Raw genomic sequence first — 24271 nt, forward strand, 5'->3', positions numbered from 1 at the left:
TTGCCCTTCGGTGCACAGGTCCGTGAGCGCGGCGGGGCCGAGGTGATCGAGGAGTCTGTTGACTCAGGAGATCAGATCGTCTGCTCGGGCGAATGGTTGCCCGGCCGGTGAAGAATCTGTGCGAGAACCTCCCGGACGGCCGTGCCCCGCCGGTGCCCCGCCGACGCCCCGCCCGGGCCGGACGGGCCCGTCCGGCCCCGCGCCGCTCCGGCCGGACGCCTCAGTCGAACCACCGGTCCCGGGCCAGTTCGGCCGTCCGGGACGGATCCTCCAGCAGCGCGGCCACCTCGAAGCGGCGGGGCCACTGGCCGGCCGCCCAGGCGAGTCCGGCCGCGACGCCCTCCAGGGTGGCGGCGTGCAGCACGCCGTCGTCGGTGAGGCGCCAGTCGATCTCCACGCCGTCGACGACCAGTTCCTCGTGTTCGACGTACGAGGCGGGGGTGCGCGGGCCCAGCAGCACCCGCACCGGCTCCGGCACCTCGTGCTCGGTGCCCCGGGAGTCGATCACCCCGGACACCGACTCGCTCAGCCGCCGCACCTGGAACAGCTCGGCCAGTTCGGCGGCCCGCACCGGCCGCACCGGCAGCAGCGGCACGCCCTCGGTGAAGGGCAGCAGGTCGGGCGAGTCGACGACCACCGCGTCGGCCGCGTCCACGACCTCCGTGTGCCCGTCGACCACCGCCCGCAGCTCGTCGGGGAGGGTGACCTGCTCGGGGTCGAGGTCGGCCAGCGCCCCGTACAGGCCGTGCAGCTGGGCGGCGGTCACCTCGCGGCCGGGGTCGGCGAGGCGGTCGAGGAGCTCGGCGGCGCCGCCCGGCTCGTCCAGCAGCGCGGCGACCGAGGTGCGCACGCCCAGCGCCCGCAGCACCTGCTCGTCGTCGAAGCCGGTCGCGTCGGCCTCCTCGTACAGCCCGCGCAGCAGCGGATCGCCGCCCGCCGCCAGCAGCCCGGCCGGGCGGCGGCCGTCGAGCACCGGGTGCCCCCGCAGCCACCACGCCGTGTACGGCCGTACGACCTCGTGGGTACCGTCGGGCAGCAGGATCCGCACCGGCTGGGTGAGGGCGTCCCGCAGCGGCGGCCGGGCGAGCAGGGACAGCGCCCGCGGCCAGTGGCCGTCGTCGACCAGGTCGAGATCGCGTACGGCGATCAGCTCGGTCGCGACGGGCGGCACGGGCGAGTCGGGGAAGCGGTCCAGGATGTCCTCGCACCACACGTCGACCGCGTCGAGCAGTCCGGCGTCGTCGGGTTCGGCGAAGTCCCCGTCACGGGGCTCCAGTTCGTCGGGGTCCAGGACCACGTCGGTGGCGCGCACCAGCGCGAAGCCGGCCAGCACCCCGCACGCGGCCAGCGGTCCCTCGCCCCACTTCTGCGCCAGCTCGGCGTCCACCGTGGCGAGTTCGCCCTCGCGCATCACCTGGTGGAAGGGGCTGCCGGGCAGCACCAGCTCCCCGGCGGGGGCGAGTTCGCCGTCCTCGTCGGGCAGGGCGAGCGCGCCGAGCCAGGGCTCGTCGCCGGGTTCCAGGCCGGCGTCGCGGACGAGGGCGAGGACGGTGTCGGCGAGTTCCTCGGCGTCCGGGGCGTCCGCCTCCCAGTCCAGTGCGCCCTCGTCGTCCAGCGAGGCGGCCACCGCCGCCCGCACCTGGGGCGTGGTGAGCACGGCCCGGGGGGTGGCGGGCAGCGCGCCGAGCTTCTCCAGCAGCGGGTGCGCGGCGTCGGCGTGGGCGACCTTCAGGCCGAGCCGGGACAGCACGGCCGGGTCGGTGCGCCCGGCGTCCGGGGTGGGCAGCAGCACCTGCCGGGGCCCGATGGTGGTGCGGCCGTCGGCGAGCGGCACGGGCAGGCCGGTCAGCCGGTCCGGGTCGACGCCGGCCAGGCTGTCGTAGAGCCGCCGCCACCAGCCGGGCTCCTTCTCCAGCCCGGCGAGCCGGTCGACGGCGTCCGTCAGCGGCACCCGCGCGACGGCGAGCGCGCGCAGCTCCGCGCGGCGTTCCAGCCCGGCGGGCAGCAGGGTGGGCAGCACCTCGGCGAGCACCCGCACGGTGTCGGCGCCGGCGCCCTCGACGATCTCCGCGTCGCGGGGGCGCAGCGACTCGGGGAGGTCCTCGTGATCCTCGCCGGCCTCCAGGGCGGGCGGCAGGAAGGAGGTGCGAGGCAGCCGTTCGAGGATGGCCCGGCGGAGCGCGCCGTCGAGTTCGCCCGCGCCGAGCGGGCCGGGCACGAGGTCGATGACGCCGGTGGTCACCGGGCGCCATTCGGCGAGGAGTTCGGCGTAGGAGTCGGCGGCGCGCTGGACGAGGAAGTCGGTCAGCGGGCCGGGCGCGGCGTGCCGGCGGGTGGGGTCGAGCGGCAGGGAGGCGATCAGCAGCGCGGGCACGCCGAGCGGCTCGTCGCTGGGGGTCGGCGCGTGCACCACGGGGCTGGTGCGGGGCCGGGCGGGGCTCTTGTCGGCGTCGACGGGCACGGCCCAGGTGACCGACCAGTGCGGCCGCAGCCGTTCCTCGACGGGGCGGTCGGCGAGGAGTTCGGGGCGCAGCGGGCCGTGGGCGGAGACGGTGCGCCAGCTGGTCGTGCCGTCGCGGGAGTCCTCCACGACGGTGAGCGCGCCGTCGGTGCGGCGGCTGAGGGTGCGGGTGTCGCCGGCGGTCTCGACGACGACCTCGTCGAGGCCGGGCAGGGCGAGCAGGAGGGCGTCGTCGACGGCGGCGAGGAGCCGTTCGGCGAGGTCGGTGGCGGCCGTGTCGCGCAGCGGCAGGATGACGGCGGTGTCGTACGGGTCGGGGGCGCTGCCCTCGGCGGCGAACGGCAGCCGCAGCAGGGGCACATGGCCGTCCCGGCGGCGGACCTCGTCGCCGAGGCCGGGGCTGTGCCGGGCGGTGTCGGCGGTGAGGTCGCGGGCCTCGGCGAGCGACCAGCGCACCCCGCCGTGGCGGCCGACGACGGCGGGTTCGTCGGTCACGGACAGGACGGCGGCGAAGCCGACGCCGAACCGGCCGACGGCGGCCGCGGCGGTGTCCCGCTTGGCGGAGGCGCGGAGGGTGGCGAGGGACTCCACGCCCGCGGCGTCGAGCGGTGCGCCGGTGTTGGCGGCGACGAGGGTGCCCTCGCGCAGGGTGAGGCGCAGCCGGCCGGGCACACCGGCGCGGGCGGCGGCGTCGGCGGCGTTCTGGGCGAGCTCGACGACGAGCCGGTCGCGGTAGCCGCCGAGGACGAGGTCCTCCTCGGCGTTGGCGTCCTCCCGGAAGCGGGCCGGGCTGGTCGCCCAGGCGTCGAGGACGCCCCGGCGCAACCGGGCCGTCCCGAACGGATCGGCACCTTCGGCCGCGGGCCGCACGAACTTGCTCACGTCCACACTCTCCTCATCGGCGTGCCCTGAAGGTACCGCCCCGGGAGGAAGGTACCGCCCCCGGAGCCACCCCCGCGCGGCCCGGCCCCCGGCCCGGGACCCGGCCTGCCTCCCGGCCCGCGGTCCGACGGGCTCCGGATGGGCCCGGGGCGCCGCCGGGGCGGCCGCGCCGCACGAGGGCGCCCGGGAGGCGTGCGGGCCGCCGGGGGGACGGGGAGGCGCGGGGCCGCGGGGTGACGGGAGGCGCGAGGGCCGCGGGGTGACGGAGGCGTCCGGGGCGGCCGTGAGGCGGCCGGGACGGTGTGGCGGCCGGGACGGGCGCGCGGGAGCCGGCGGGTCCTGCCGGCCGCAGGTCCAGGAGCCCGTCGGGGGTCTCCCCCGGCGGGGGCCGGCCGGGTGCGGGCCCCGGGAACGCCCCGGGACGGCCCTCGTGACCGGCCGGGTCATCCGTCCGGGCGGCCCGGGGCCGCGGTGCTCCGCCGGAGGCGCCCGGTGGTCGTCCGCGCCGCAGGCCGGGGCAGGCCGGGCAGGCCCGGACGGCCCGGACGGCCCGGACGGCCCGGACGGCCCGGACGGCCCGGACGGCCCGGACGGCCCGGACGGCCCGGACGGCCCGAGCGGCCCGAGCGGCCCGGGATCTCCGGGAACAGGCGGGGCCCGTGCCGGGAGGCGTCGCGGCCGGCCGAGGGCACCACCGGAACCGGCCGGAGCCGGGCCGGCGGGCCGCAGCGGGCCGCGGGCCGCCGGGTCAGGAGTGGCCGAGCTCCGCGGAGGCCTCGTCGGCGGTCTCCGGCACGGAGCCCGAGTCGCGTGCGGGGCGGAGGGGGAAGGGGTCGACGCGGGTCTCGTCGATGACCGGCGGGGCGGGCTGCGGTGCCTTGGGCATGACCGCGGCCTCGGAGTGTCCGCCGCAGCCGTAGCCCAGGGAGACGACGTGGCCGTCGGCGGGCGAGAACTCGTTGGCGCACACGCCGAAGGCCTGGCCGAGGGAGCCGCCGATGGGGGTGAGGAAGCCGCAGCTGACGCAGGCGGCGGGGGCGGCCTGGGCCATCGGGGTCTTGGCGCCGTACGCGTCCTCCCAGCGGTCGGCGGCGGTGTGCAGGCCGTAGCGGGAGAGCACGCGCGCGCGGCGCATGCCGATCTCCTCGGCGACGGCGGCGATGGAACCGCGGGTGGGGGCGGACGGCAGGTTGGCCGGGACCCCGGCGGTGACCTCCGCGTCCTCCGCCTCGACGAGCTCGGCCATGTCGGCGGAGACGGCGGAGTTGGCGGCGGGCTCCTCGTCGCCGGAGTAGCCGGGCTCCAGGCGCAGGTCCTCGGCGTCGGTGGGCAGCAGGTCGCCGGGGCCCATGTCACCGGGGCGCAGCCGCTCGCTCCAGGGCACCCATTCGGGGGCGAGCAGGGCGTCGGGGCCGGGCAGCAGCACGACCTCGTCCAGCGTGACGATCTTGGCGCGGGAGGCGCGGGCGACGGTGACGGCCCAGCGCCAGCCGCGGTAGCCGAACTCCTTGCAGGCGAAGAAGTGGGTGACGACACGGTCGCCCTCGGAGACGAGTCCGGCGTGTTCGCCGACGACGCCGGGGGCGGCCGCCTCCTCGGCGGCGGCGCGGGCGAGGTCGACGGCCTCGGCGCACAGGCGGTCGGGGGTGCGGCTTCGCGTGGTCGCTGCGCTCACAGGTATCGCTTCTCTCCTACGCCGTCTCTGTGCGGTGCCTCCGGCGCTGGAGCGGACGGAGCGGACCTGGGGGCCGCGTCGACGTCCGCGTCCGAGCACGCTCGGGCGCACCTGTGCCATCCATTGTGCGGGATGGCTGAGATACGCACGCTACCTGTTCGCGGGCGCTCGGCCTACACCGACGTGGTTTCCGATCCGAACGAACTGATCTTCAGACCCGTGGCGCGGCCGTCCGGAGGATGCGGGGCGCGCCGCCGGAGCGGGTCCGGACCGCCCGGCGGACCGCGCCCGGAGGGCTCCTGGGCCGGCCCGCGCGACCGCGGCCCGGCCGGCGCGCGCCGCCACCGTGCGGCCACCGTGCGGCCGGCGCCCGGCCGTGCCGCGCGGCACGCCGGACCACGTCCGGGCCTCCGGCGGACGCCGCCGGGCGCCGCCCCCACGGCGCCGGAACACGTCCGGGCCGGGTCCGGGCGGCGCCCCCTCGGCTTCCCCTCGGCTTCCCCTCGGCGTCCCCTCGGCGTCCCCTCGGCGTCCCTGGGCGTCCCTGGGCGTCCGGACCGTTCGCGGAGGCTGCGCGCCCGCCGCGGTGACCGCGGGCCTGCGCACGAAATGGCAGGGCCATACGCGCGGTAACCGCACCACCCGTGCCGTCTTCGGGGCACTATGGCGTCGTGGCAGCCGCGAGGTCGCCCCAGGGAGCCGCTGGCGTCGGCGGGGTCAAGGGGAGCAGCCGGGGTGGCGGTTCGGGCCGCTTGGGCGGCTTCGTCCGCTCGCTCGGCCGTGCCCTGCATCTGCCGGTGACCGGTCCGGCGCGCGGCATCCGCAGGGCGACGCACGCACAGGGTGCGGGCGAGTCGGGGCTCGGCAAGCTGATCGAGCTGCACGCGGTGAACGGCGCGGGCGACGTGATGATCACGGTCGCGCTGGCCTCCACGGTGTTCTTCTCGGTGCCCACGGACGAGGCCCGTGGCCGGGTCGCGCTCTACCTGGCGATCACGATGGCGCCGTTCACCCTGCTCGCGCCGGTCATCGGCCCGCTGCTGGACCGCCTACCGCACGGGCGGCGGGCGGCGATGGCGGGCGCGATGCTGGCGCGCGCACTGCTGGCGCTGGTGCTGTCGGGCGCGGTGGTCAGCGGGAGTCTGCAGCTGTATCCGGCGGCGCTCGGCGTGCTGGTGGCGTCCAAGGCGTACGGGGTGGTGCGCAGCGCGGTCGTGCCTCGGCTGCTGCCGCCGAAGTTCTCCCTGGTGAAGGCGAACTCCCGGGTCACGCTGGGCGGCCTGCTGGCGACGGGGATCGCCGCGCCCGCGGCGGCCGGGCTGGAGGTGCTGGGCCCCCGCTGGCCGCTGTACGGGGCGTTCGTGATCTTCGTGGTGGGTACGGTGCTGTCGTTCACCCTGCCGCACAAGGTGGACTCCGCGCGCGGCGAGGACACGGCGCTGCTCGCGGCGGACGCGGAGCATCTGCACGGTCCGCACCGCACCCCGGTGCGCCGGCCGCGGCTGCGGACGGTGGGGATCGCCGTCACCCACGCCCTCGGCGCGAACTGCTCGCTGCGCTGCCTGTCCGGGTTCCTGATCTTCTTCCTGGCGTTCCTGCTGCGCGTGCATCCGCTGACCGGGCAGAGCGCGGCGGTGTCGCTGGGCATGGTCGCGGTGTCGGCGGGGGTGGGCAACGCGTGCGGTACGGCGGTGGGGGCGTGGCTGCGTTCGCGGGCTCCGGAGATCATCATCGTGACGGTGGTGGCGCTGGTGCTGGGCGCGGCGGTCACCGCGGCCGTGTTCTTCGGGGCGGCGCTGATGGCGGCTCTGGCGGCGGTGGCGGGGTTCTCGCAGGCGCTGGCGAAGCTGTCGCTGGACGCGTTGATCCAGCGGGACGTGCCGGAGCAGGTGCGGACGTCGGCGTTCGCCCGTTCGGAGACGCTGCTGCAGATGTCGTGGGTGTTCGGCGGCGCGGTCGGGATCGCGATGCCGCTGAACGGGTCGCTCGGGCTGTCGGTGGGCGCGGCGATCGTCGCGGCCGGCTGGCTGACGACCGTACGGGGGCTGCTGAGCTCGGCGCGGCACAGCGGGGGCCCGCGAGGGCGGGTCACCTGACGCCGGGGCGGGTCACCCGGCGCGGGGCGGTGGCGTCGGGCGCGGGGCGGACCCGGACGCGAGTGGCGTAACGCACGGCACGCCCCGGCCCCCAGGTGGAGGAGCGGACACGGGGGCCCGATAGCCTTCGCCCATGACCACGATGCAATCCGCTGTGCGACGCCGCCGCGCCGTCGCCGCCGCCGGCGCCGTATCCGCCGGACTGCTCGTCCTCACGGCCTGCGACAAGCCGACGCCGGTCGCGACGATCACCGTCGGCTCGAACTCGGTCAGCTCCGAGGCCGTCTGCTACAACGACGGCGACGCGCTGAACGCGAAGTCGCTGGAGGAGTGCCTGAAGAACGCCGACGACATCAAGTCGATCGACGTCGGTCAGGACGAGACCGTGCGGTTCGGCGTGGATCCCGCGATCGCGGACGACAGCTGGACGGTCCTGGTGAACGGCCGCCAGTTCATCGACTACAGCACCAAGACGTACCGCACGATCCCGAGCAGCGCGTTCTTCAACGCCCAGTACGGCACCGAGGGCGACACCAACACCGTCTCCATCCGGATGGGCGAGAAGTCGGTGCTGGGCATGTGGTCGTTCAAGCTCAAGAAGGACGACTGACCTGACCGCGTCCCGCGCCCGGATTCTCGTGGCCACCGCCGTCCTGGCCGAACGGGACGCGGTGGCGCGGGCGTTTCCGGGCCCGGCCGCCGAGGTGCCGCTGCCGGCCGCGGTCCTGCACCGGGTGCCGGGCGGCCCGGATCTGCTGGCCGCCGGGGTGGGGCCGGCCCGCGCGGCGGCGTCCGCGGCGTCCGCGCTGACCGCGGCCGCGCTCGGCGGCACGCCCTACACGCTGGTGGTCTGCGCGGGGATCGCGGGCGGGTTCCAGCCCGTCGCGCCGGTCGGGTCGCTCGTGGTCGCCGACGAGATCACCGCCGCCGACCTGGGCGCGGAGACCGCCGACGGATTCCTGCCGGTCACCGACCTGGGGTTCGGGACCGTCTCGCACCGCCCGCCCGGGGATCTCGTCCGTGCGGCCGCGGCCGCGGCCGGGGCGCGCACCGGGGCGGTGCTCACGGTGTCGACGGTGACCGGTGGCGCCGCCCGCGCCGACGCGCTGCGCCGCCGGCATCCGGGCGCCCTCGCCGAGGCGATGGAGGGTTTCGGGGTCGCGGAGGCGGCCGCCGGGCACGGCACGCCCGTCCTTGAGGTGCGGGCGGTGTCCAACCCGGTGGGCCCCCGGGACCGCGCCGCCTGGCGGGTCGGCGAGGCGCTGGACGCGCTGGCCGACGGCTTCGGGAAGCTCGCCCCCGTCCTGGAGAGTTGGAGAACGGTATGAGGCTGCGGATCGCGTACTCGCCCTGCCCGAACGACACCTTCGTGTTCGACGCCCTCGCCCATGGCCGGGTGCCCGGCGGGCCCGAGCTCGACGTGACGTTCGCCGACATCGACGTCACCAACGGCATGGCCGAGCGGGGTGAGCTCGACGTGCTGAAGGTGTCGTACGCGGTGCTGCCGTACGTGCTCGACACGTACGCCCTGCTGCCGTGCGGGGGCGCGCTGGGCCGCGGCTGCGGCCCGCTGGTGCTGACCCGGGGGCCGGCGGAGGGGGGCGTGCGGGACGGGGCGGCGCTGGCGGGCCGTACGGTCGCGGTGCCCGGCGAGCGGTCGACGGCGTATCTGCTGTTCCGGCTGTGGGCGGCGGACAAGGTGCCCGGCGGGGTGGGCGAGATCGTGGTGATGCCGTTCCACGAGATCATGCCGGCCGTGCGGGACGGCAAGGTCGACGCGGGCCTGGTCATCCACGAGGCCCGCTTCACGTACCAGAACTACGGCCTGCGCAGGCTCGCCGACATGGGCGAGCACTGGGAGAGCACCACGGGGCTGCCGATCCCGCTGGGCGCGATCATCGCGAGGCGGTCGCTCGGCGCGGACACGCTGCGGCGGCTCGCGGACTCGGTCCGGGCCTCCGTGCTGGCCGCCTGGGACGACCCCGAGGCGTCCCGCGGCTATGTGATGGAGCACGCCCAGGAGATGGACCCGGCCGTCGCCGACCAGCACATCGGGCTGTACGTCAACGAGTTCACGGCCGCCCTGGGCGAGGACGGCTACGCGGCCGTGCGGGGGCTGCTCACACGGGCGGCGGCCGAGGGACTGCTGCCGCCCCTCGGTCCGGGCGCTCTCGCCTTTCCGTGACGCGGGCGCCGCGGCCGGCTGCGGGCGGAGCGCCCGCGGGACGCCGTCGGCCGTACGCCGGAAGAGCCCGGGGAAGCCGGAAGGGCCCCGGGGCGGGCGAGGACGGACGGGCAGAGGCGGGAAGGGGTCGGCGTCCGGTCCGGGCGGGCCGGACGCCGGGGCGCACCGCGTCGCCTGACAGCGGGCCGGTCGCCGGACCGGGCGTCGGGGCGGATTGCGGGTGCGGTCAGACGTCGAGCTGGTCGGCCACCGCGCGGAGCAGGCCGGCGACCTTCTTTCCGGCGGTCTTGTCGGGGTAGCGGCCGCGTTCCAGAGTCTGCGTCACATTCTCCAGGAGGGTCGTCAGATCCTGGACGATGGAGGCGAGTTCGTCGGGCTTCTTGCGCTGCGCGGCCGCGACCGACGGGGCCGGCTCCAGCAGTGTCACCGAAAGGGCCTGGTCACCGCGCTGACCGGCGACCACTCCGAACTCCACTCGCTGTCCCGGCTTGAGCACCTCGACTCCGGCGGGGAGGACCGAGGAATGCACGAAGACGTCACCGCCGTCGTCGCGGGAGAGAAAGCCGAAGCCCTTCTCACTGTTGAACCACTTGACCTTGCCAGTCGGCAAAGCACACACTCCCTCGATCCGTCCTGGACTGCCACCCGGACGCCGTTGAACAGGCCGTCCGCCACCTTACCGGGGGTCTTCTCCACCGGAACACGCCTTAAAACGGCGCCGAGCCGGCCTGCGCGGAGACTGGCGGGATGGGGGTTCATTCGTGTGCGGGAAGTGTGCAGAGTCGTCGGTCCCGCTTGTGTTCCGCCGTGATCCCCAAGACGGCCGCACGGCCGTTGCCGTGCGGGGCGAACGGCTTCGTGCCGTCCCGCGGCCGCTGACAGGACGTCGCCCGGTTGTTCTTCCGGGCCGGGAACTACGCTGGCCGGGTGCGTGACACAACCCAAACGAATTCCACCGCGCCGGGTGACGGACTGATCCGCGCCGGAGCCGTCGTGTTCTTCATCGGCGCCGTGGCCACTCTCGTCACGGTGGCCCCGCTGCTGCTGGACGCGACGCCTTTTCCGACCCACATGTTCCTGCTGAGCATGCTGATGGGGGTCGGATTCCTGATCGCCGGAGCGGGCGTCCTGCGGTCCATCGCCGCCGGCCGCCGCCGAGCGCGGGCGGACGCGGCCGGCCGGGCGGGGTAGCGGGGCGCGGGGAGCCGGGCGCGGGGCGCGGGGCGCGGGGCGCGGCCAGGGGGAGATTCCCCTTGGCGGCCGGGGAGACCGGGGCGGCCGGGGTCTTCCGCGGCGGACCGGCCGACGCACCGCACCGCACCGCACCGACCGGAGCAGCCCGGGTGACGGAGGTGGTGCCCGGTGTGGCCGGGGCGACCGTGGCGGCCGGGGTGTCCCGGCCGGCGGCAGCCGCCGGGGCGGGGCGGGGATCCGCCGGGGTGCGGTGGCGGCCCCGGGCGTCAGGCGGCCTCGGTCTCCAGGTGGCCGGCCAGCCAGTCCGGGAACTCCGTCAGGTCGGCGAGTACGACGTCGGCGCCCGCGGCCCGCAGGTCGGCCGCAGCGAACGGTCCGGTGGCCACGGTCACCGCGAGCGCGCCGGCCGCCCGCGCACCGCGGATGTCGCCCTCGTGGTCGCCGACGTAGACGGCCGCGCCGTGCTCGCGCAGCGCCACCGCCTTCTGCTCGGCCCACAGATCGCCCACGAGCGCGTCGGGCTCGATGCCGAGGTGGTCCAGGTGCAGCCGCGCGTTCGGCGGGTACTTCGCCGTGACCACGACGGACCGCCCGCCGGCCGCGCGTACGGCGTCCACGGCCGCCCGGGCCCCGGGCAGGGCGAGCGTCCCGGTGATCGCGTACCGGGGGTACAGCGAGCGGTACAGGTCCGCCGTCTCCGCCACCGCCTCCGCCGGGAACCAGTGGGCCAGTTCCTCCGCCAGCGGCGGGCCCAGCCGGGTGACCGCCAGATCGGCGTCGATGTACGTCCCGGTCCGCTCGGACAGCGCCGTGTAGCAGGCGTGGATGCCGGGGCGGGAGTCGATCAGGGTCATGTCGAGGTCGAAGCCGACGGTGAGCGCCGGGGCGGTGGGGCTGGCCATGGCGCCCATTGTGCCGGGCGGGCACACCTGCCCGGGCCGCGGCCTCCGCCCGCCCGGCCCCGGCCCGGCCGGCCCGCGATCACGCGGAGCGGGTCTCACCTTCTCCGCTGGGAGCGCCAGACCAGGAACAGGGCCGAGGCGACGGCCGCGCCGCGCAGGACCCACGGCCAGGTGCCGGCGAGGGCCTCACGCATGCCGTCCTCGGCGATGGGGTCGCCCCAGCGGCCGGTGCCCCGGCCCCACAGCCACACCGCGCCGGCGGCCACCGCGAGAGCCGGTGCGACGAGCACGGCTCCCTTGACCTCGGCCCTGGTCAGCCGCCGGGAGGCCCAGGCGATGAGCCAGCCCAGGGCCAGCGGGAGCAGGTTGCCCAGGACCGCGCCCGCCACCAGCAGCGCGGCCGCACACAGCAGGAGGGGGTTGTTCCACTCACGGGCGGCGGGCAGCCGCAGCCGCCGGGCGGAGGCCTCCCCGGGCGCGGCCTCCGCGGCGGCCGCCGTGTCCCCTGACGCGGCCGGGTCCGGGTCCGTGCCGTCGGGTTCCGGCCTGCGTGCCGTCTCGTGCGGGGGCCGCCTGAGGAGTTCGGGGATCACGATCCCGCCGACGAAGCCGGGCACCTCGTCCCCGGTGCCGAACGGGCCGCCCTCCACCCGCCACCAGTCGGGCTGCGCCCGGCTCCGCCCCAGTTCGTCCGCCCCGGCCAGATGCGGCGGCGCGGCCCCTTCCGTCCGCGGCCGCGGCACGGCGCCGCGGGCGGCCCGCCCGGCGCCGTCGCGCTGCACCGGCACGGCGGCGGCGCGCCCTTCGCCCTTGCGCGGGGGTTCGGCCGTCCAGGTGCCGGCCTCCGGCCCCGGGGTGCCGTCCGGCCGCGGTCCGGTGCCGCCCGCGGCGGCCACGACCTCGTGAGGCGTGCCGAGGTGGTCCAGGATGCGGCGCACCGCCGCGGGCGAGTCCACCGCGGCCTTCGCCCGCCGCCGGTCGATCTCGTCGCGCAGCGCGGACACCAGCCGCATGCGGTCGGCCGACGGCAGCTGGCTCTGGTGAGCCACGTCCCCGACCCGGCTCAGATAGGCGTAGACGACCTGGTCGCTCTCGATCCCCACGAAGTCCCCTCCGGGGCGGCAGTGTTGGATACCCCGACGCGACGAAGGTACCGCGCGGGCCGCCCCGGGCCGGGACCCGCGGGGGGTGGCGGACCCGTGTGCCGCGCCACGACGCCCCCGCCCGCCGCGCCGGCGGACGCTCGCCGCGCTTCCGCCGGGCATGCGCGCGAGGCCCGCCTCCGTGTCGTACGCACCCGCTACCGTGGGTCAGATGAGCACCGAGGCCCCGGCCCCCCGGTCCCTCGCGGAGGCGCTTCGCGGCAGGGACGACACCTCGCTGGCCGCGCTGCTGCGCAGCCGCCCCGACCTCGTCACGCCCGTGCCCACCGACCTGACGCAGCTCGCGACCAGGGCCGGGACGCGCGCCTCGGTCGTCCGGGCGCTGGAGCACCTGGACCGGTTCACCCTGCAGACGGCCGAGGCGCTGGCCGTGGCCGGCGACCCGGCGTCGTACGGGGAGCTGCTGGGGCTGATGGCGGGCGACGACGGCGACCCGCTCGTCTCGGCCGCGCTGCCGCACGCGCTGGGCACACTGCGGGAGCAGGCCCTGGTGTGGGGCGGGGAGGACCGGCTGCGGCTGGTGCGCACGGCCCGCGAGCTGCTCGCCCCGTCGCCGCAGCATCCGTCGCCGACCGGGCTGGGCCCCACCGTGCGGGAGACGACGGCGGGCCTGTCGCCGGGCCGCATGCAGGAGATCCTGACCGGTGCCGGGCTGCCGTCGACGCATGACGCGGTGTCCGCCGCCGACGCGCTGACCGGACTGTTCCGCGACCGCAGGCGCCTCTCGGCGCTGCTCGCGGGCGCGCCCGGGGAGTCCGTGGAGGTGCTGGAGCGGCTCGTGTGGGGGCCGCCGTACGGCCAGGTCACCGCCGATCCCGCGGCGCGGCTGCGCTGGCTGCTGGACCGCGGGCTGCTGCTGCCGACCGCGCCGGGCACGGTGGTGCTGCCGCGCGAGGTCGCCCTGCATCTGCGGGCGGGCCGGGCCCACCGCGCGGTCGAGCCGGTGCCGCCCGCGGTCACGGCCGCCGCCGCGCACGCGCCGAAGGTGGTGGACGCGACCGCGGCCGGACAGGCGTACACGGCGCTGGCGACGGTCGAGGAGCTGCTGCGGGAGTGGGACGAGGGCGGGCCGGCGGTGCTGCGGGCGGGCGGGCTGAGCGTGCGCGATCTGAAGCGGACCGCGGTCGCGCTGGACGTGCCGGAGCCGGCCGCCGCGTTCTGGGTGGAGCTGGCGTACGGGGCGGGGCTGATCGCCTCCGACGGCGACGGCGACGAGCGGTACGCGGTGACCCCCGCCGGCGACGAGTGGCTTCAGCGGCCCGCCGCCGACCGCTGGGCGCACCTCGCCGGGACGTGGCTGGCGGCGACCCGCACGGCGGGCGTGGTCGGCGGCCGCGACGCCAAGGACCGGCCCCTGTCGGCGCTGGGTCCCGGCCTGGACCGGTCGGCGGCGCCCGGGGTGCGGCACCGGGTGCTGGCGCTGGCCGGCGCGCTGCCGCAGGGCGCCGCCCCGGACGCCGGTTCGGTGCTGGCCCGGCTGCGCTGGGAGCGGCCGCTGCGCGGCGGCCGGCCCGGTGAGGACGACCTGCGCACCCGGCTGGCCCGCTGGACCCTGTCGGAGGCGGAACTGCTCGGGGTGACCGGCCGCGGCGCGCTCTCGGCGCACGGCAGGGAGCTGCTGGGCCTGCCGGCGGCGTCCGAGCCCGAGCCGCGGCCCGACGCCGGGGGGCCGGGAGACAAGCTGCCCGCCCGGCACCGGGCGCCGGCCCCCACCGAGCCGCTGCCTTGGGCCGAGCAGGCCCTGGCCTGCGCGGCGGCCGCACGGCTGCTCGCCCCGCTGCTGCCGGAGCCGCTGGACCACGTGCTGCTGCAGGCCGACCTGACGGCGGTGGCGCCCGGCCCGCTCCAGCGGCCGCTGGCCGCCCTGCTGGGGGTGCTGGCCGATGTGGAGTCCAAGGGCGGCGCGACCGTGTACCGCTTCACGCCCGCCTCGGTGCGCCGTGCGCTGGACGCCGGGCGCAGCGCGTCCGACCTGCACGCGTTCCTCGCCGAGCACTCCCGGACCCCGGTCCCGCAGCCGCTCACCTACCTGATCGACGACGTGGCCCGCAGACACGGCCGGCTGCGGGTGGGTGCCGCGTCGGCGTACGTCCGCTGCGACGACGACGCCCTGCTCGACGAGATCCTCGCCGACAGGCGGGCCGCGGCCCTGCGGCTGCGCCGTCTCGCCCCGACCGTGCTGGCCGCGCAGGCGGACCCGGCGGCGCTGCTGGAGGGGCTGCGCGCGATGGGGTTCGCCCCGGCGGCGGAGTCCGCGGAGGGGGACGTGCTGATCACCCGCGCCGACGCCCGCCGCACCCCGCCGCGCACCGCCCCCGAGCCCGTCCCGGAGGGGCCACCCACCCCGGACGCGACGCTGCTCACGGCAGCGGTCCGCGCCATCCGGGCGGGCGACCTCGCGTCCACCGCGCCCCGCAAGCCGGTCGACAGCACACCGCTCGCCCCCGGTGTGCTGCCCCGCACGTCCTCCGCGGAGACCCTCGCCACCCTGCAGGCGGCCGTCCTCACCGGGCAGGCCCTGTGGATCGGCTACGTCAACGCCGAGGGCACCGCAAGCCAGCGCGTCATCGCCCCGGTCCGTGTGGAGGGCGGCTTCGTCACGGCGTACGACCACACCGCCAACGAGGTCCGCACCTACCCGCTGCACCGGATCACCGGGGTCGCCGAGCTTGCCGACGGCTGACCCCGGCCGCCGGGCGCCGGGGCACACCGGACGTCCGGCCCCGGTGGACCGGCCCCCGTGGAGGGGGCGGCACGGCCGGGCCGGCGCGGAAGAGATGGACGCACCCCTGAACGGTCCGCTGATCGTCCCTACGGTCGGACGCGAGGCACCCGCCAACGGACAGGTCCGAGCTGTGGAGTGGTCCACCTGGTCAGCGTCCAAGGCACGGCAGCTTGGCACTCCTGTTCTGGGCACTTCAAACCCGGCGCGCGGCCCGGGCACCGTCAAGGGGGCCCTGATGGATGCACGATGCCTCGCCGCCCGCTGGAATGCCGACGGCTCGCCCCTAGGGCGTGTTTCGAAAGTCCCGCCTGCCTGGCGGCGTCTGGCACGCACGCTCGCCGCGTTGTCGGGCTCGCCCCGATACATCCAGTATCGGGGCGACCCTCCGCCTTGCGATCGCACGCACCAGACGCCGCCAGACCTGCCCTTCGGGCAGACGACGCTACTTTCGAAACACGCCCTAGTACGGTAGGCCCATCTCGTCAGGCTGACGTGAAAAGACCTCAACCCGCGTTTGCCGCTTCGTCGGTCTGAGACCCTGGAGACCGATCGCGAGAGGGGCCGCAGGAATGGAGTGGAAGACCCACGGTGAGCGTCAGATCTACGCCAACAAGTGGGTGAATCTGTGTCTGGTCGACGTCCAGCAGCCGGACGGGCGCAGGTGGGAGTACCACGTCGTCCGCTTGCGGCATCTGGCCGTGGCGGCCGTGGTGAACGACCAGCAAGAAGTCCTCATGATGTGGCGCCACCGCTTCATCACCAACTCCTGGGCCTGGGAACTGCCCATGGGTCTGGTGGAGGAGGGGGAGACTCCCGAAGAAGCTGCGGCTCGCGAAGTGCTGGAGGAGACGGGATGGCGGCCTGGTCCCGTCAAGCCCCTGATCTATGCCGAACCGGCCAACGGGATCACCGATTCCCAGCACCACGTCTTCCGCATGAACGGCGCCACCTACGCCGGTCCACCCACCGAGAAGAACGAGTCCGATCGCATCGAGTGGGTTCCGCTCGCAGAGGTACGCGGCATGATCGACCGCCGTGAGGTCGTCAGCAGCGGTTCCCTCGTGGGTCTGCTCTACGTGCTCATGGATGAGGGGATCCGCTGACCGGGGGCAGGAGTTCCCGCCGACATCCGCGATATCTACCCGGCGGAGAAGGAAGCGCTCGGCGCACTCGCCGTCGAAATCGAGCTGCCGCCCCGGTAACCCGCCGCACGGTCCCCGCTCCCCCGAGGGGACTGCTTGAGGCTTCCCGGCGGCCGCCGCTCGTGCCCGTGCTGACCCGCTCCGCGATCCGCTTGATCGTCTTGGCCTGGTCCTCGTCGACCGCGAGGACCTTGCCCGCCCCGTTGGGTTGGGGACGATCATGTACCCGTACGGGACCCGACCGCCGGTGTAGCGGCCCCCCAGCCGCGTGCCTCGCGCAACGCCTCACAGGCCGCGCGCCGGCGTTCCGGCGAAGTCGTCCCGCCGGTTTCGCGCGATAGGCGAACATGGATAGCGGCGCGCATCCCCGGCGCGCCGGCCGGGACGCCCTTCCGGCGTCGGGCACGGGGCATAGCCCGGGCTGTGACAGACGTTGGCTCTGTCATGAGAGGACTCTATCTCCGGAGGTATGTGTGTCCTGCCTAATCGTCCAGTCGGACAAGACGCTGCTCCTGGAGGTCGACCACGAGCAGGCCGACGGCTGCCGCAGGGCCATCGCACCGTTCGCGGAGCTGGAGCGGGCGCCCGAGCACATCCACACCTACCGGGTGACCCCGCTGGGGCTGTGGAACGCGCGGGCCGCCGGGCACGACGCGGAGCAGGTCGTGGACGCGCTGGTGCAGTACAGCCGCTACCCGGTGCCGCACGCGCTGCTGGTGGACATCGCCGAGACGATGGACCGCTACGGGCGGCTGAGCCTGCTCAAGCACCCCGCGCACGGGCTGGTGCTGACCTGCACCGACCGGCCGGTGCTGGAGGAGGTGCTGCGCTCGAAGCGGATCACGCCGCTGGTCGGGGCCCGCATCGACCCCGACACCGTGGCCGTGCACCCCTCCGAGCGCGGCCAGATCAAGCAGGTGCTGCTGAAGCTGGGCTGGCCGGCCGAGGACCTCGCCGGATACGTGGACGGCGAGGCGCACGCGATCGACCTGGCCGAGGACGGCTGGGCGCTGCGGCCCTACCAGAGGCAGGCCGTGGAGAACTTCTGGCACGGCGGCAGCGGCGTCGTCGTGCTGCCCTGCGGTGCCGGGAAGACGCTGGTCGGGGCGGGTGCGATGGCCGAGGCCAAGTCGACGACGCTGATCCTGGTCACCAACACCGTCTCGGCCCGGCAGTGGAAGCACGAGCTGGTGCGGCGGACCTCGCTGACCGAGGACGAGATCGGCGAGTACAGCGGCACCCGCAAGGAGATCCGGCCGGTCACCATCGCCACCTACCAGGTGCTGACGACCCGGCGGAAGGGCGTCTACCCGCACCTGGAGCTGTTCGACTCCCGGGACTGGGGCCTGATCCTCTACGACGAGGTGCATCTGCTGCCCGCGCCGGTGTTCAAGTTCACCGCGGACCTGCAGGCACGCCGGCGTCTCGGTCTGACGGCGACCCTGGTGCGTGAGGACGGCCGCGAGTCGGACGTGTTCTCCCTCATCGGGCCGAAGCGGTTCGACGCGCCGTGGAAGGAGATCGAGGCGCAGGGGTACATCGCGCCCGCCGACTGCGTGGAGGTGCGGGTGAACCTCACCGACTCCGAGCGGCTCGCGTACGCGACGGCGGAGGCCGAGGAGAAGTACCGCTTCTGCGCGACGACAGAGACCAAGCGGAAGGTGACCGAGGCGATCGTGCGCCGGTTCGCCGGGCAGCAGATCCTCGTCATCGGCCAGTACATCGACCAGCTCGACGAGCTGGGCGAACACCTGGGCGCGCCGGTGATCAAGGGCGAGACCTCCAACGCGCAGCGCGAGAAGCTGTTCGACGCGTTCCGGGAGGGCGAGATCAGCGTGCTCGTGGTGTCGAAGGTGGCGAACTTCTCCGTCGACCTGCCGGAGGCCACGGTCGCCGTGCAGGTGTCGGGCACCTTCGGGTCGCGGCAGGAGGAGGCGCAGCGGCTCGGCCGGGTCCTCCGGCCCAAGGCGGACGGGCACCAGGCCCACTTCTACTCGGTGGTCGCCCGGGACACCATCGACCAGGACTTCGCCGCGCACCGGCAGCGGTTCCTGGCCGAGCAGGGGTACGCCTACCGGATCATGGACGCGGACGAGCTGCTCGCGGAGAGCTGACACGTCGGCGCCCGCCGGGGCGTGCGGATCCCCGAGACCGGCCGCCCCGGACGGCCGGCGGCGATGTGCTCCGTGTCCGGCGGGGCGCGGCTCAGCGGCGGCGGACGCCCGCCTCCTCGCCGTACTCGCCGAGCAGGACCACGTCCACGGCGGCGCCCGCGAAGACGCGCACGGCGCGCAGGGCGTCGCCGAGCCGGTGCTGCCGGTGGGTGCCGGCCCGGAAGGCGGTCGCTCCCGAGGGGGTGGCCGGGGCTGGGGTGATGGTCGCTGCACTCATGCCTCCATGGTGCGATTCAGGGCATATTCGCCACATAAGGGATGCCGCGTACACGGTGCCGCCGCGCCGCGGTGTCACCGAGCGGCCGCGGCGGAGGCCGCGGGCAGGGCGCGCCCCGGCAGCCCGGCGGCAGCGGCGGCGTCGTGCTGCCCTGCGGCGCCGGGCGGGCCGGCGGGCGGCACCGGGGAGACCCGGCGGGAGGCCCGGAGGGCGGGTGCGGAACAACGGCGGGAGGCCCGGCGGGCGGCCGGAGGGCGGGTGCGGGACGACGGCGGGAGGCCCGGCGGGACGTGGGGGCGGAGGGGGCGGAGGGGGCGGAGCGAGAGCCGGAAGCCCGCGGGAGGCCGAGCGAAAAGCATTGGCCCGCTTCCGGGGCAGCCGTCTAGAATCTCCGCTCTTGCCCGCCTCCCTTCGCGGAGCGCCGCCGTGCCGGACGGAAACCGGCCGGCACCTGTCACGCGTATCCAGCCGGTCCCCCGGGAGGCACCCCCTTGTCCGCGCCGCCGTCCACGCCCGCCGACGACCACCCGCCCGCTCCCCCGCACCCGCCCCCGCACCCGCCCTCGCACCCGCCTCAGCCCGGCCCGGGGCCCGCACCCGAGCCCGCCGCCGGCCCGGACCCGGCGTCGTCGGGCCCGCTGTCCCGCGAGCGCGCCCACCTCGCGGCGTCCCGGGCCGCGCTGCGCGCGATGCGTGCGGACGTGGAGTCCCTCGACATCACCGACGTCACCGCGAACTGGGTCAACGCCGCGGCCCTGGCCCACCAGATCGAGGAGCGCATCAAGGCGCTGGCCGACCTCGGCGGCACCCCGCTGTTCTTCGGCCGCCTCGACTACCTGCACGCGCCGGGCGCGGGGCAGGCGGAGGGTGCGCCCGGCGAGCGCTTCTACATCGGGCGTCGGCACGTCCACGACGCCGACGGCGATCCGATGGTCGTCGACTGGCGGGCCCCGGTGTCGCAGCCGTTCTACCGGGCTTCGGTGAAGGACCCGATGGGCGTCCGGCTGCGCCGGCGCTTCGGCTACACCGGCGGGGACCTGACGGCGTACGAGGACGAGCACCTGTCCGACCCGCGGGAGACCGCCCGCACCAGCCGGCTGCTCCAGCGGGAGATCGAACGCCCCCGGGTGGGTCCGATGCGGGACATCGTGGCGACGATCCAGCCCGAGCAGGACGCGATCGTACGGTCCGGGCTCGGCGGCACGGTCTGTGTGCAGGGCGGCCCCGGCACCGGCAAGACGGCGGTCGGCCTGCACCGGGTCGCCTACCTGCTGTACGCGCACCGCGAGCGGCTGGCCCGCACCGGCACGCTCGTCATCGGGCCGAACCGGTCCTTCCTGCACTACATCGAGCAGGTGCTGCCCGCCCTGGGGGAGTTGACGGTCCGCCAGGCCACGGTGGACGACCTGGTGGCGCACGTGGAGGTGCGCGGCACGGACGACGCGGCGGCCGCCGTCGTCAAGGGCGACGCGAGGATGGCGCAGGTGCTGCGCCGGGCGGTGTACGCGCAGGTCACGCCGCCGACGGAGCCGGTGGTCGTGGTGCGCGGCGCACGCCGGTGGCGGGTCCCGGCGTACGAACTCCAGGACATCGTCCAGGAGTTGCTGGACCGCGGACTGCGCTACGGTGCCGCCCGCGAGGCGCTGCCGCAGCGGATCGCGCACGCGGTGCTGGTGCAGATGGAGCGCTCCGGGGAGGCCCCGGACGACCGGGTGCAGGACGCGGTGGCCCGCAGCAGCGCGGTGAAGGCGGCGGTGAGGGCGATCTGGCCGCCGGCGGACCCGGCGAAGCTCGTGCTGCGGCTGCTCGGCGACGCCGGCTTCCTCGCCGAGCACGCCGGAGGTGTGCTGAGCGAGGAGGAGCAGAAGGCCGTCCTGTGGGCCCGTCCGGCCCGGTCCGTGCGGTCGGCGGCATGGTCGGCCGCCGACGCGGTGCTGGTCGACGAGGCGGCCGACCTGGTGGACCGTACGCCCTCGCTGGGGCATGTGGTGCTGGACGAGGCGCAGGACCTGTCGCCGATGCAGTACCGGGCGGTGGGGCGGCGCTGCACGACCGGGTCCGCGACGGTGCTGGGCGACCTCGCGCAGGGCACGACGCCGTGGGCGACGCGCAGCTGGGAGGAGGCGCTCGGGCATCTCGGCAAGGCGGACGCGGTGGTCGAGGAGCTCACCGCCGGGTTCCGCGTGCCCACCGATGTGATCACCTACGCGTCCCGGCTGCTGCCGTACATCGCGCCCGGTCTGGCGGCCGTGGCCTCGGTGCGGGAGAACCCCGGCGCGTTCGAGGTGCGCGCGGTCGGCGGGGACGCGGACGTGGTCGCCGCCGTCCGGGAGGCGCTGCGGCGGGAGGGGTCCGTCGGCCTGATCGCCGCGGACGCCCGCGTCCCGGCACTGGCCGCGGCGCTCGGGGCGGCGGGCGTCGGCCATCTCGGCCCGGGTGACGAGACCACCCCGGACACCCGGCTGACGCTGGTGCCGGCCTCGCTGGCGAAGGGCCTGGAGTACGACCACGTGGTGCTGGACGAGCCGCGCGCGGTGGTGGACGGCGAGCCGGACGAGCGCACGGGCCTGCGCCGCCTGTACGTGGCGCTGACCCGTGCGGTGTCCGGCCTCGTCGTCACCCACACGGCACCGCTCCCGGAGCAACTGGGCTGAGTGCGGCGGGCGTGCCGCGCCCGGGGCCGGCAGCGGTCAGCCGGCGTCCAGGGCCTCGCGCCACGTCAGCCGGCGTCCAGGGCCTCGCGCCACGCGGCGACGGCGGGCGCCGAGACGGGTCCCGTCCAGCCCGCGGGCCGGGCCGCGCCGCCGATGTGGAAGGCGTCGACGCCGGCCGCGCGCAGCCGGGGGACGTGCTCCAGGCGCAGGCCGCCGCCCACGAGGATCTGCTGCTCGTAGCCGGGCTCGCCGTGCCGCGCGGCCTCCGCGGCCAGGGTCGGCAGGCCGTCGTCGACTCCGGCGGCGGAGCCCGCCGTGAGGTAGGTGTCGAGTCCGGGCATTCCGTCGAGCTGCTTGCGCAGGGCGTCGCGGTCGGCGGCCCGGTCGATCGCGCGGTGGAAGGTCCAGGGGCAGTCGGCGATCTCCGCGACGACCCGTTCCACGGCGTGCAGGTCGACCGCGCCGTGCGCGCCGAGGAAGCCGAGCACGAACTCGGTCGCTCCGGCGGCCCGCATCCGGCGTGCGGCGTCGGCCAGCCGCTCGGTGTCCCCCGCGGCGAAGCCGTCCGCGAGGCGCAGCATCACCCGCAGCGGAATGTCGACGGCGGCACGGATCGCGGCGACGGTGCCGGCCGGCGGGGTGAGCCCGTCGGCCGCCATGTCGGTGACCAGCTCCAGCCGGTCCGCGCCTCCGGCCTGGGCGGCGACCGCGTCCTCGGCGTCGAGGGCGATCACCTCCAGGACTGCACGCGTGCTCATACGACCCCTTCCGTCGGTGTTCCCCGGGAGCGACTACAGGTCTAGTCCAATCTCAGGGTACGTCGGGAGGGCACCGGCCCGCGAGATCACCGCACGGCGAAAGGCCGGCAGGGCACCCCCGGCGGACGGCGCGGCGCGGCCCGGCACGGCCCGCGGGAGCCGGCCCTGCGGCGGCGACGTCCCAGGTGCCCCCGGGGGACGTCCGGGGCGGCGCGGGCGTCCCCGGGGCGCGGTCGCGGGCCCGGCGCGGGCGCGCGCGAGAATGACCGCATGGCCGATCCCGATGTCCTGCGCGCCCGCTTCGCCCGCGCCCTCCAGGGGGCCCGCGGCCCCGTCGAGGGCCCCGACCCGGCGCCCTACGCCGACCGTCTGCTGGAGCGCTGGCAGGAGCCGCAGCGCCGCTACCACACCCTCGCCCACCTGGTCGCCGTCCTCGACCACGTCGACACCCTCGAACGGTACGCCGCCGATCCCGACGTGGTACGGCTCGCCGCGTGGTTCCACGACGCGGTGTACCAGCCGGAGCGCTCCGAGAACGAGGAGCGCTCGGCCCGGCTCGCCGAACGCGCCCTGCCCGAGGCGGGCGTGGACGCGCCGCGCACGGCGGAGGTGGCCCGGCTGGTGCGGCTGACCGTCACCCACGACCCGGCCGGGGACGACGCCGACGGGCAGGTGCTGTGCGACGCCGACCTCGCGGTGCTCGCCTCGCCGCCGGCCGCGTACGCCGCGTACACGGCCGCCGTGCGCGAGGAGTACCACTTCGTGCCGAACGACGCCTTCCGCGCGGGACGTTCGGAGATCCTCCGCCAACTCCTCGCCCTGCCCGTGCTGTTCCACACGCCGCACGGCCGTGAGCACTGGGAGGCCACCGCCCGCCACAACCTGCGCGGCGAGCTGGAAATGCTGTCGCCGTGACGGCGCCGCAGCACTAGCCTGCCCGCATGCGATTCACGGGTGCGACGAAGGTGGAAGCGGCCGCCGACAGCTGCGCGGCACTGCTGCGGACGGTCGTCGACCGGGACTGGGAGCGGACCAGGGCCGGCGGCCTGGAGTGGAGCTGCCGCTTCACGGCCGCACACATCGCCGGCGACTTCATCGGGTACGCGAGCAACCTGGCCGGCCGCGCCCAGACCTCGTACCTGCCCTTCGACATCACCGTCGACGGCGACGAGAAGGGCCGGTACCGGGCCGACAACGAGGGCCTGATCGACGTGGTCACGACGCTGGCCGCGCTGCTCTCCGCGACTCTGCGCACCACCCCGCCTCAGGTGCGCGCCTTCCACCCGTACCCCTTCCGCAGCGCCGGCCGCGACGGGTTCGCCGCGATGGGGGTCGCCGAGGCGCTGCTGCACACGCACGACATGGCCCGCGGCTTCGGCGTGCCCTACGAGGCCCCCGCCGAACTGGCCGAGTACGTGCTGACCACGATCTTCCCCACCGTGCGGCCCGGCCCCGCCCCCTGGCCGACCCTGCTGTGGGCCACCGGCCGCGCCGGACTGCCCGGCCGGGAACCGGTCACGGCATGGCAGTGGACCAACAACCTGGTCCTGCCGGCCGGCCCCCTCACCCTGCACGGCGTCACCCCGGCCGCCGCGGCCGACCTCCACACGGGCGGCGACGGCGGCTTCGACTGGGTCGGGGACGGCCCCTTCGACGGCACCCGGGACGCCGCCGGGATGCTGCTCCAGGCGTACGAGGAGGGCGTGCACCGGCCCGAGTTCGGGATGTACGTCATGGTCCGCCGGGAGGACGGCCGCGCGGTCGGCGGCATCGGCTTCCACGGTGCACCCGACGGCGACGGCCGCGCGGAGATCGGCTACGACCTCGCCCCGTCCGCGCGCGGCCGCGGCCACGCCACCGAGGCACTGCGCGCACTGGCTCAGTGGGCGCTCGGCCGCGAGGACGTCCACGCCCTGTTCGCGACCGTGGAGCCGGACAACGCCGCCTCCCTCGCGGTCCTCCACCGCGCCGGCTTCACACGGGCGAGCGACCCTGCCGACGGCGGAAGGCTCCTGGCGTACGAGCGGCGCTGAGACGGCCGCC

General features: G+C 76.0%; 18 protein-coding genes. 11 read left to right on the top strand and 7 right to left on the bottom strand.

All coding sequences use genetic code 11. The features are described from left to right. Positions 1 to 220 precede the first annotated feature (220 nt). Together AC5K6T_RS30080 and AC5K6T_RS30085 are read right to left on the bottom strand one after the other, a co-directional pair. Positions 221 to 3343: a sacsin N-terminal ATP-binding-like domain-containing protein gene (locus tag AC5K6T_RS30080; RefSeq protein WP_493214060.1), complete on the bottom strand. Its 3123-nt coding sequence runs from the start codon at positions 3341 to 3343 to the stop codon at positions 221 to 223. A gap of 748 nt (positions 3344 to 4091) precedes the next feature. Next, positions 4092 to 5018 (bottom strand): DUF3027 domain-containing protein, encoded by a 927-nt coding sequence (locus tag AC5K6T_RS30085; protein ID WP_493214061.1) that lies wholly within the window; start codon positions 5016 to 5018, stop codon positions 4092 to 4094. A 671-nt stretch (positions 5019 to 5689) separates the two neighbouring features. Between AC5K6T_RS30085 and AC5K6T_RS30090 the strand changes: the two genes are divergently transcribed. From AC5K6T_RS30090 to AC5K6T_RS30105, 4 genes are all read left to right on the top strand, one after another. Then, positions 5690 to 7114: an MFS transporter gene (locus tag AC5K6T_RS30090; RefSeq protein WP_493214062.1), complete on the top strand. Its 1425-nt coding sequence runs from the start codon at positions 5690 to 5692 to the stop codon at positions 7112 to 7114. Between the two features lie 133 nt (positions 7115 to 7247). Then, positions 7248 to 7724, top strand: a complete 477-nt coding sequence (locus tag AC5K6T_RS30095) for a DUF2771 domain-containing protein (RefSeq protein WP_493214064.1) — start codon at positions 7248 to 7250, stop codon at positions 7722 to 7724. 28 nt (positions 7725 to 7752) lie between these two features. Next, positions 7753 to 8442, top strand: a complete 690-nt coding sequence (locus tag AC5K6T_RS30100) for a futalosine hydrolase (protein ID WP_493214065.1) — start codon at positions 7753 to 7755, stop codon at positions 8440 to 8442. Further along, positions 8439 to 9299, top strand: a complete 861-nt coding sequence (locus tag AC5K6T_RS30105) for a 1,4-dihydroxy-6-naphtoate synthase (protein WP_493214067.1) — start codon at positions 8439 to 8441, stop codon at positions 9297 to 9299. Before AC5K6T_RS30100 ends, AC5K6T_RS30105 begins: the two co-directional genes overlap by 4 nt. A gap of 226 nt (positions 9300 to 9525) precedes the next feature. Here the strand turns inward: AC5K6T_RS30105 and AC5K6T_RS30110 are convergent, their stop codons facing one another. Beyond that, positions 9526 to 9909: a cold-shock protein gene (locus AC5K6T_RS30110; RefSeq protein WP_493214069.1), complete on the bottom strand. Its 384-nt coding sequence runs from the start codon at positions 9907 to 9909 to the stop codon at positions 9526 to 9528. A 317-nt stretch (positions 9910 to 10226) separates the two neighbouring features. Here AC5K6T_RS30110 and AC5K6T_RS30115 point away from each other — a divergent pair, with 317 nt between their 5' ends. Then, the gene (locus AC5K6T_RS30115) at positions 10227 to 10490 is read left to right on the top strand and encodes a hypothetical protein (RefSeq protein WP_493214071.1); all 264 of its coding nucleotides are present in this window, start codon (positions 10227 to 10229) and stop codon (positions 10488 to 10490) included. 269 nt (positions 10491 to 10759) lie between these two features. Here the strand turns inward: AC5K6T_RS30115 and AC5K6T_RS30120 are convergent, their stop codons facing one another. Both AC5K6T_RS30120 and AC5K6T_RS30125 read right to left on the bottom strand, forming a co-directional pair. Continuing rightward, on the bottom strand, positions 10760 to 11395 hold the full coding sequence (locus tag AC5K6T_RS30120) for an HAD family hydrolase (RefSeq protein ID WP_493214073.1): 636 nt from the start codon (positions 11393 to 11395) through the stop codon (positions 10760 to 10762). Between the two features lie 95 nt (positions 11396 to 11490). Next, positions 11491 to 12498 carry a hypothetical protein gene (locus AC5K6T_RS30125; protein ID WP_493214075.1) on the bottom strand — a complete coding sequence of 336 codons (1008 nt, stop codon included), beginning with the start codon at positions 12496 to 12498 and terminating at the stop codon, positions 11491 to 11493. A 211-nt stretch (positions 12499 to 12709) separates the two neighbouring features. On the opposite strand from AC5K6T_RS30125, the gene AC5K6T_RS30130 reads away from it, so the two are divergent. The 3 genes from AC5K6T_RS30130 to AC5K6T_RS30140 all read left to right on the top strand — a co-directional run bounded on the left by AC5K6T_RS30130 (position 12710) and on the right by AC5K6T_RS30140 (position 18539). After that, positions 12710 to 15241, top strand: coding sequence for a helicase-associated domain-containing protein (locus AC5K6T_RS30130; protein WP_493214077.1), 2532 nt, complete (start codon positions 12710 to 12712; stop codon positions 15239 to 15241). 611 nt (positions 15242 to 15852) lie between these two features. Next, entirely contained in the window at positions 15853 to 16386 is a 534-nt protein-coding gene (locus AC5K6T_RS30135) for an NUDIX hydrolase (protein ID WP_493214079.1), read from the top strand. A gap of 512 nt (positions 16387 to 16898) precedes the next feature. Continuing rightward, complete coding sequence (locus tag AC5K6T_RS30140) at positions 16899 to 18539, top strand: DNA repair helicase XPB (protein ID WP_493214080.1); 1641 nt, start codon at positions 16899 to 16901, stop codon at positions 18537 to 18539. A gap of 91 nt (positions 18540 to 18630) precedes the next feature. Here AC5K6T_RS30140 and AC5K6T_RS30145 read toward each other — a convergent pair whose 3' ends face one another. Beyond that, positions 18631 to 18816, bottom strand: coding sequence for a hypothetical protein (locus AC5K6T_RS30145; RefSeq protein WP_493214081.1), 186 nt, complete (start codon positions 18814 to 18816; stop codon positions 18631 to 18633). A 638-nt stretch (positions 18817 to 19454) separates the two neighbouring features. On the opposite strand from AC5K6T_RS30145, the gene AC5K6T_RS30150 reads away from it, so the two are divergent. After that, positions 19455 to 21470: a HelD family protein gene (locus tag AC5K6T_RS30150; protein ID WP_493214305.1), complete on the top strand. Its 2016-nt coding sequence runs from the start codon at positions 19455 to 19457 to the stop codon at positions 21468 to 21470. A gap of 65 nt (positions 21471 to 21535) precedes the next feature. Here AC5K6T_RS30150 and AC5K6T_RS30155 read toward each other — a convergent pair whose 3' ends face one another. Continuing rightward, a complete protein-coding gene (locus AC5K6T_RS30155; protein ID WP_493214082.1) occupies positions 21536 to 22228 on the bottom strand; it encodes a copper homeostasis protein CutC in 693 nt (230 codons plus the stop codon). A gap of 270 nt (positions 22229 to 22498) precedes the next feature. Between AC5K6T_RS30155 and AC5K6T_RS30160 the strand changes: the two genes are divergently transcribed. Then, complete coding sequence (locus tag AC5K6T_RS30160) at positions 22499 to 23143, top strand: HD domain-containing protein (protein ID WP_493214084.1); 645 nt, start codon at positions 22499 to 22501, stop codon at positions 23141 to 23143. A 26-nt stretch (positions 23144 to 23169) separates the two neighbouring features. Then, positions 23170 to 24261 (top strand): GNAT family N-acetyltransferase, encoded by a 1092-nt coding sequence (locus AC5K6T_RS30165; RefSeq protein ID WP_493214086.1) that lies wholly within the window; start codon positions 23170 to 23172, stop codon positions 24259 to 24261. Positions 24262 to 24271 lie beyond the last annotated feature (10 nt).

Source organism: Streptomyces sp. B8-7 (assembly GCF_058833805.1).

Bases quoted from the DNA above. Each gene is read 5' to 3' on its own strand.
- AC5K6T_RS30105 (WP_493214067.1), top strand. From the start codon at position 8,439: ATGAGGCTGCGGATCGCGTACTCGCCCTGCCCGAACGACACCTTCGTG.
- AC5K6T_RS30145 (WP_493214081.1), bottom strand. From the start codon at position 18,816: ATGAGTGCAGCGACCATCACCCCAGCCCCGGCCACCCCCTCGGGAGCG.
- AC5K6T_RS30130 (WP_493214077.1), top strand. From the start codon at position 12,710: ATGAGCACCGAGGCCCCGGCCCCCCGGTCCCTCGCGGAGGCGCTTCGC.
- AC5K6T_RS30165 (WP_493214086.1), top strand. From the start codon at position 23,170: ATGCGATTCACGGGTGCGACGAAGGTGGAAGCGGCCGCCGACAGCTGC.
- AC5K6T_RS30160 (WP_493214084.1), top strand. From the start codon at position 22,499: ATGGCCGATCCCGATGTCCTGCGCGCCCGCTTCGCCCGCGCCCTCCAG.
- AC5K6T_RS30095 (WP_493214064.1), top strand. From the start codon at position 7,248: ATGACCACGATGCAATCCGCTGTGCGACGCCGCCGCGCCGTCGCCGCC.
- AC5K6T_RS30135 (WP_493214079.1), top strand. From the start codon at position 15,853: ATGGAGTGGAAGACCCACGGTGAGCGTCAGATCTACGCCAACAAGTGG.
- AC5K6T_RS30155 (WP_493214082.1), bottom strand. From the start codon at position 22,228: ATGAGCACGCGTGCAGTCCTGGAGGTGATCGCCCTCGACGCCGAGGAC.
- AC5K6T_RS30120 (WP_493214073.1), bottom strand. From the start codon at position 11,395: ATGGCCAGCCCCACCGCCCCGGCGCTCACCGTCGGCTTCGACCTCGAC.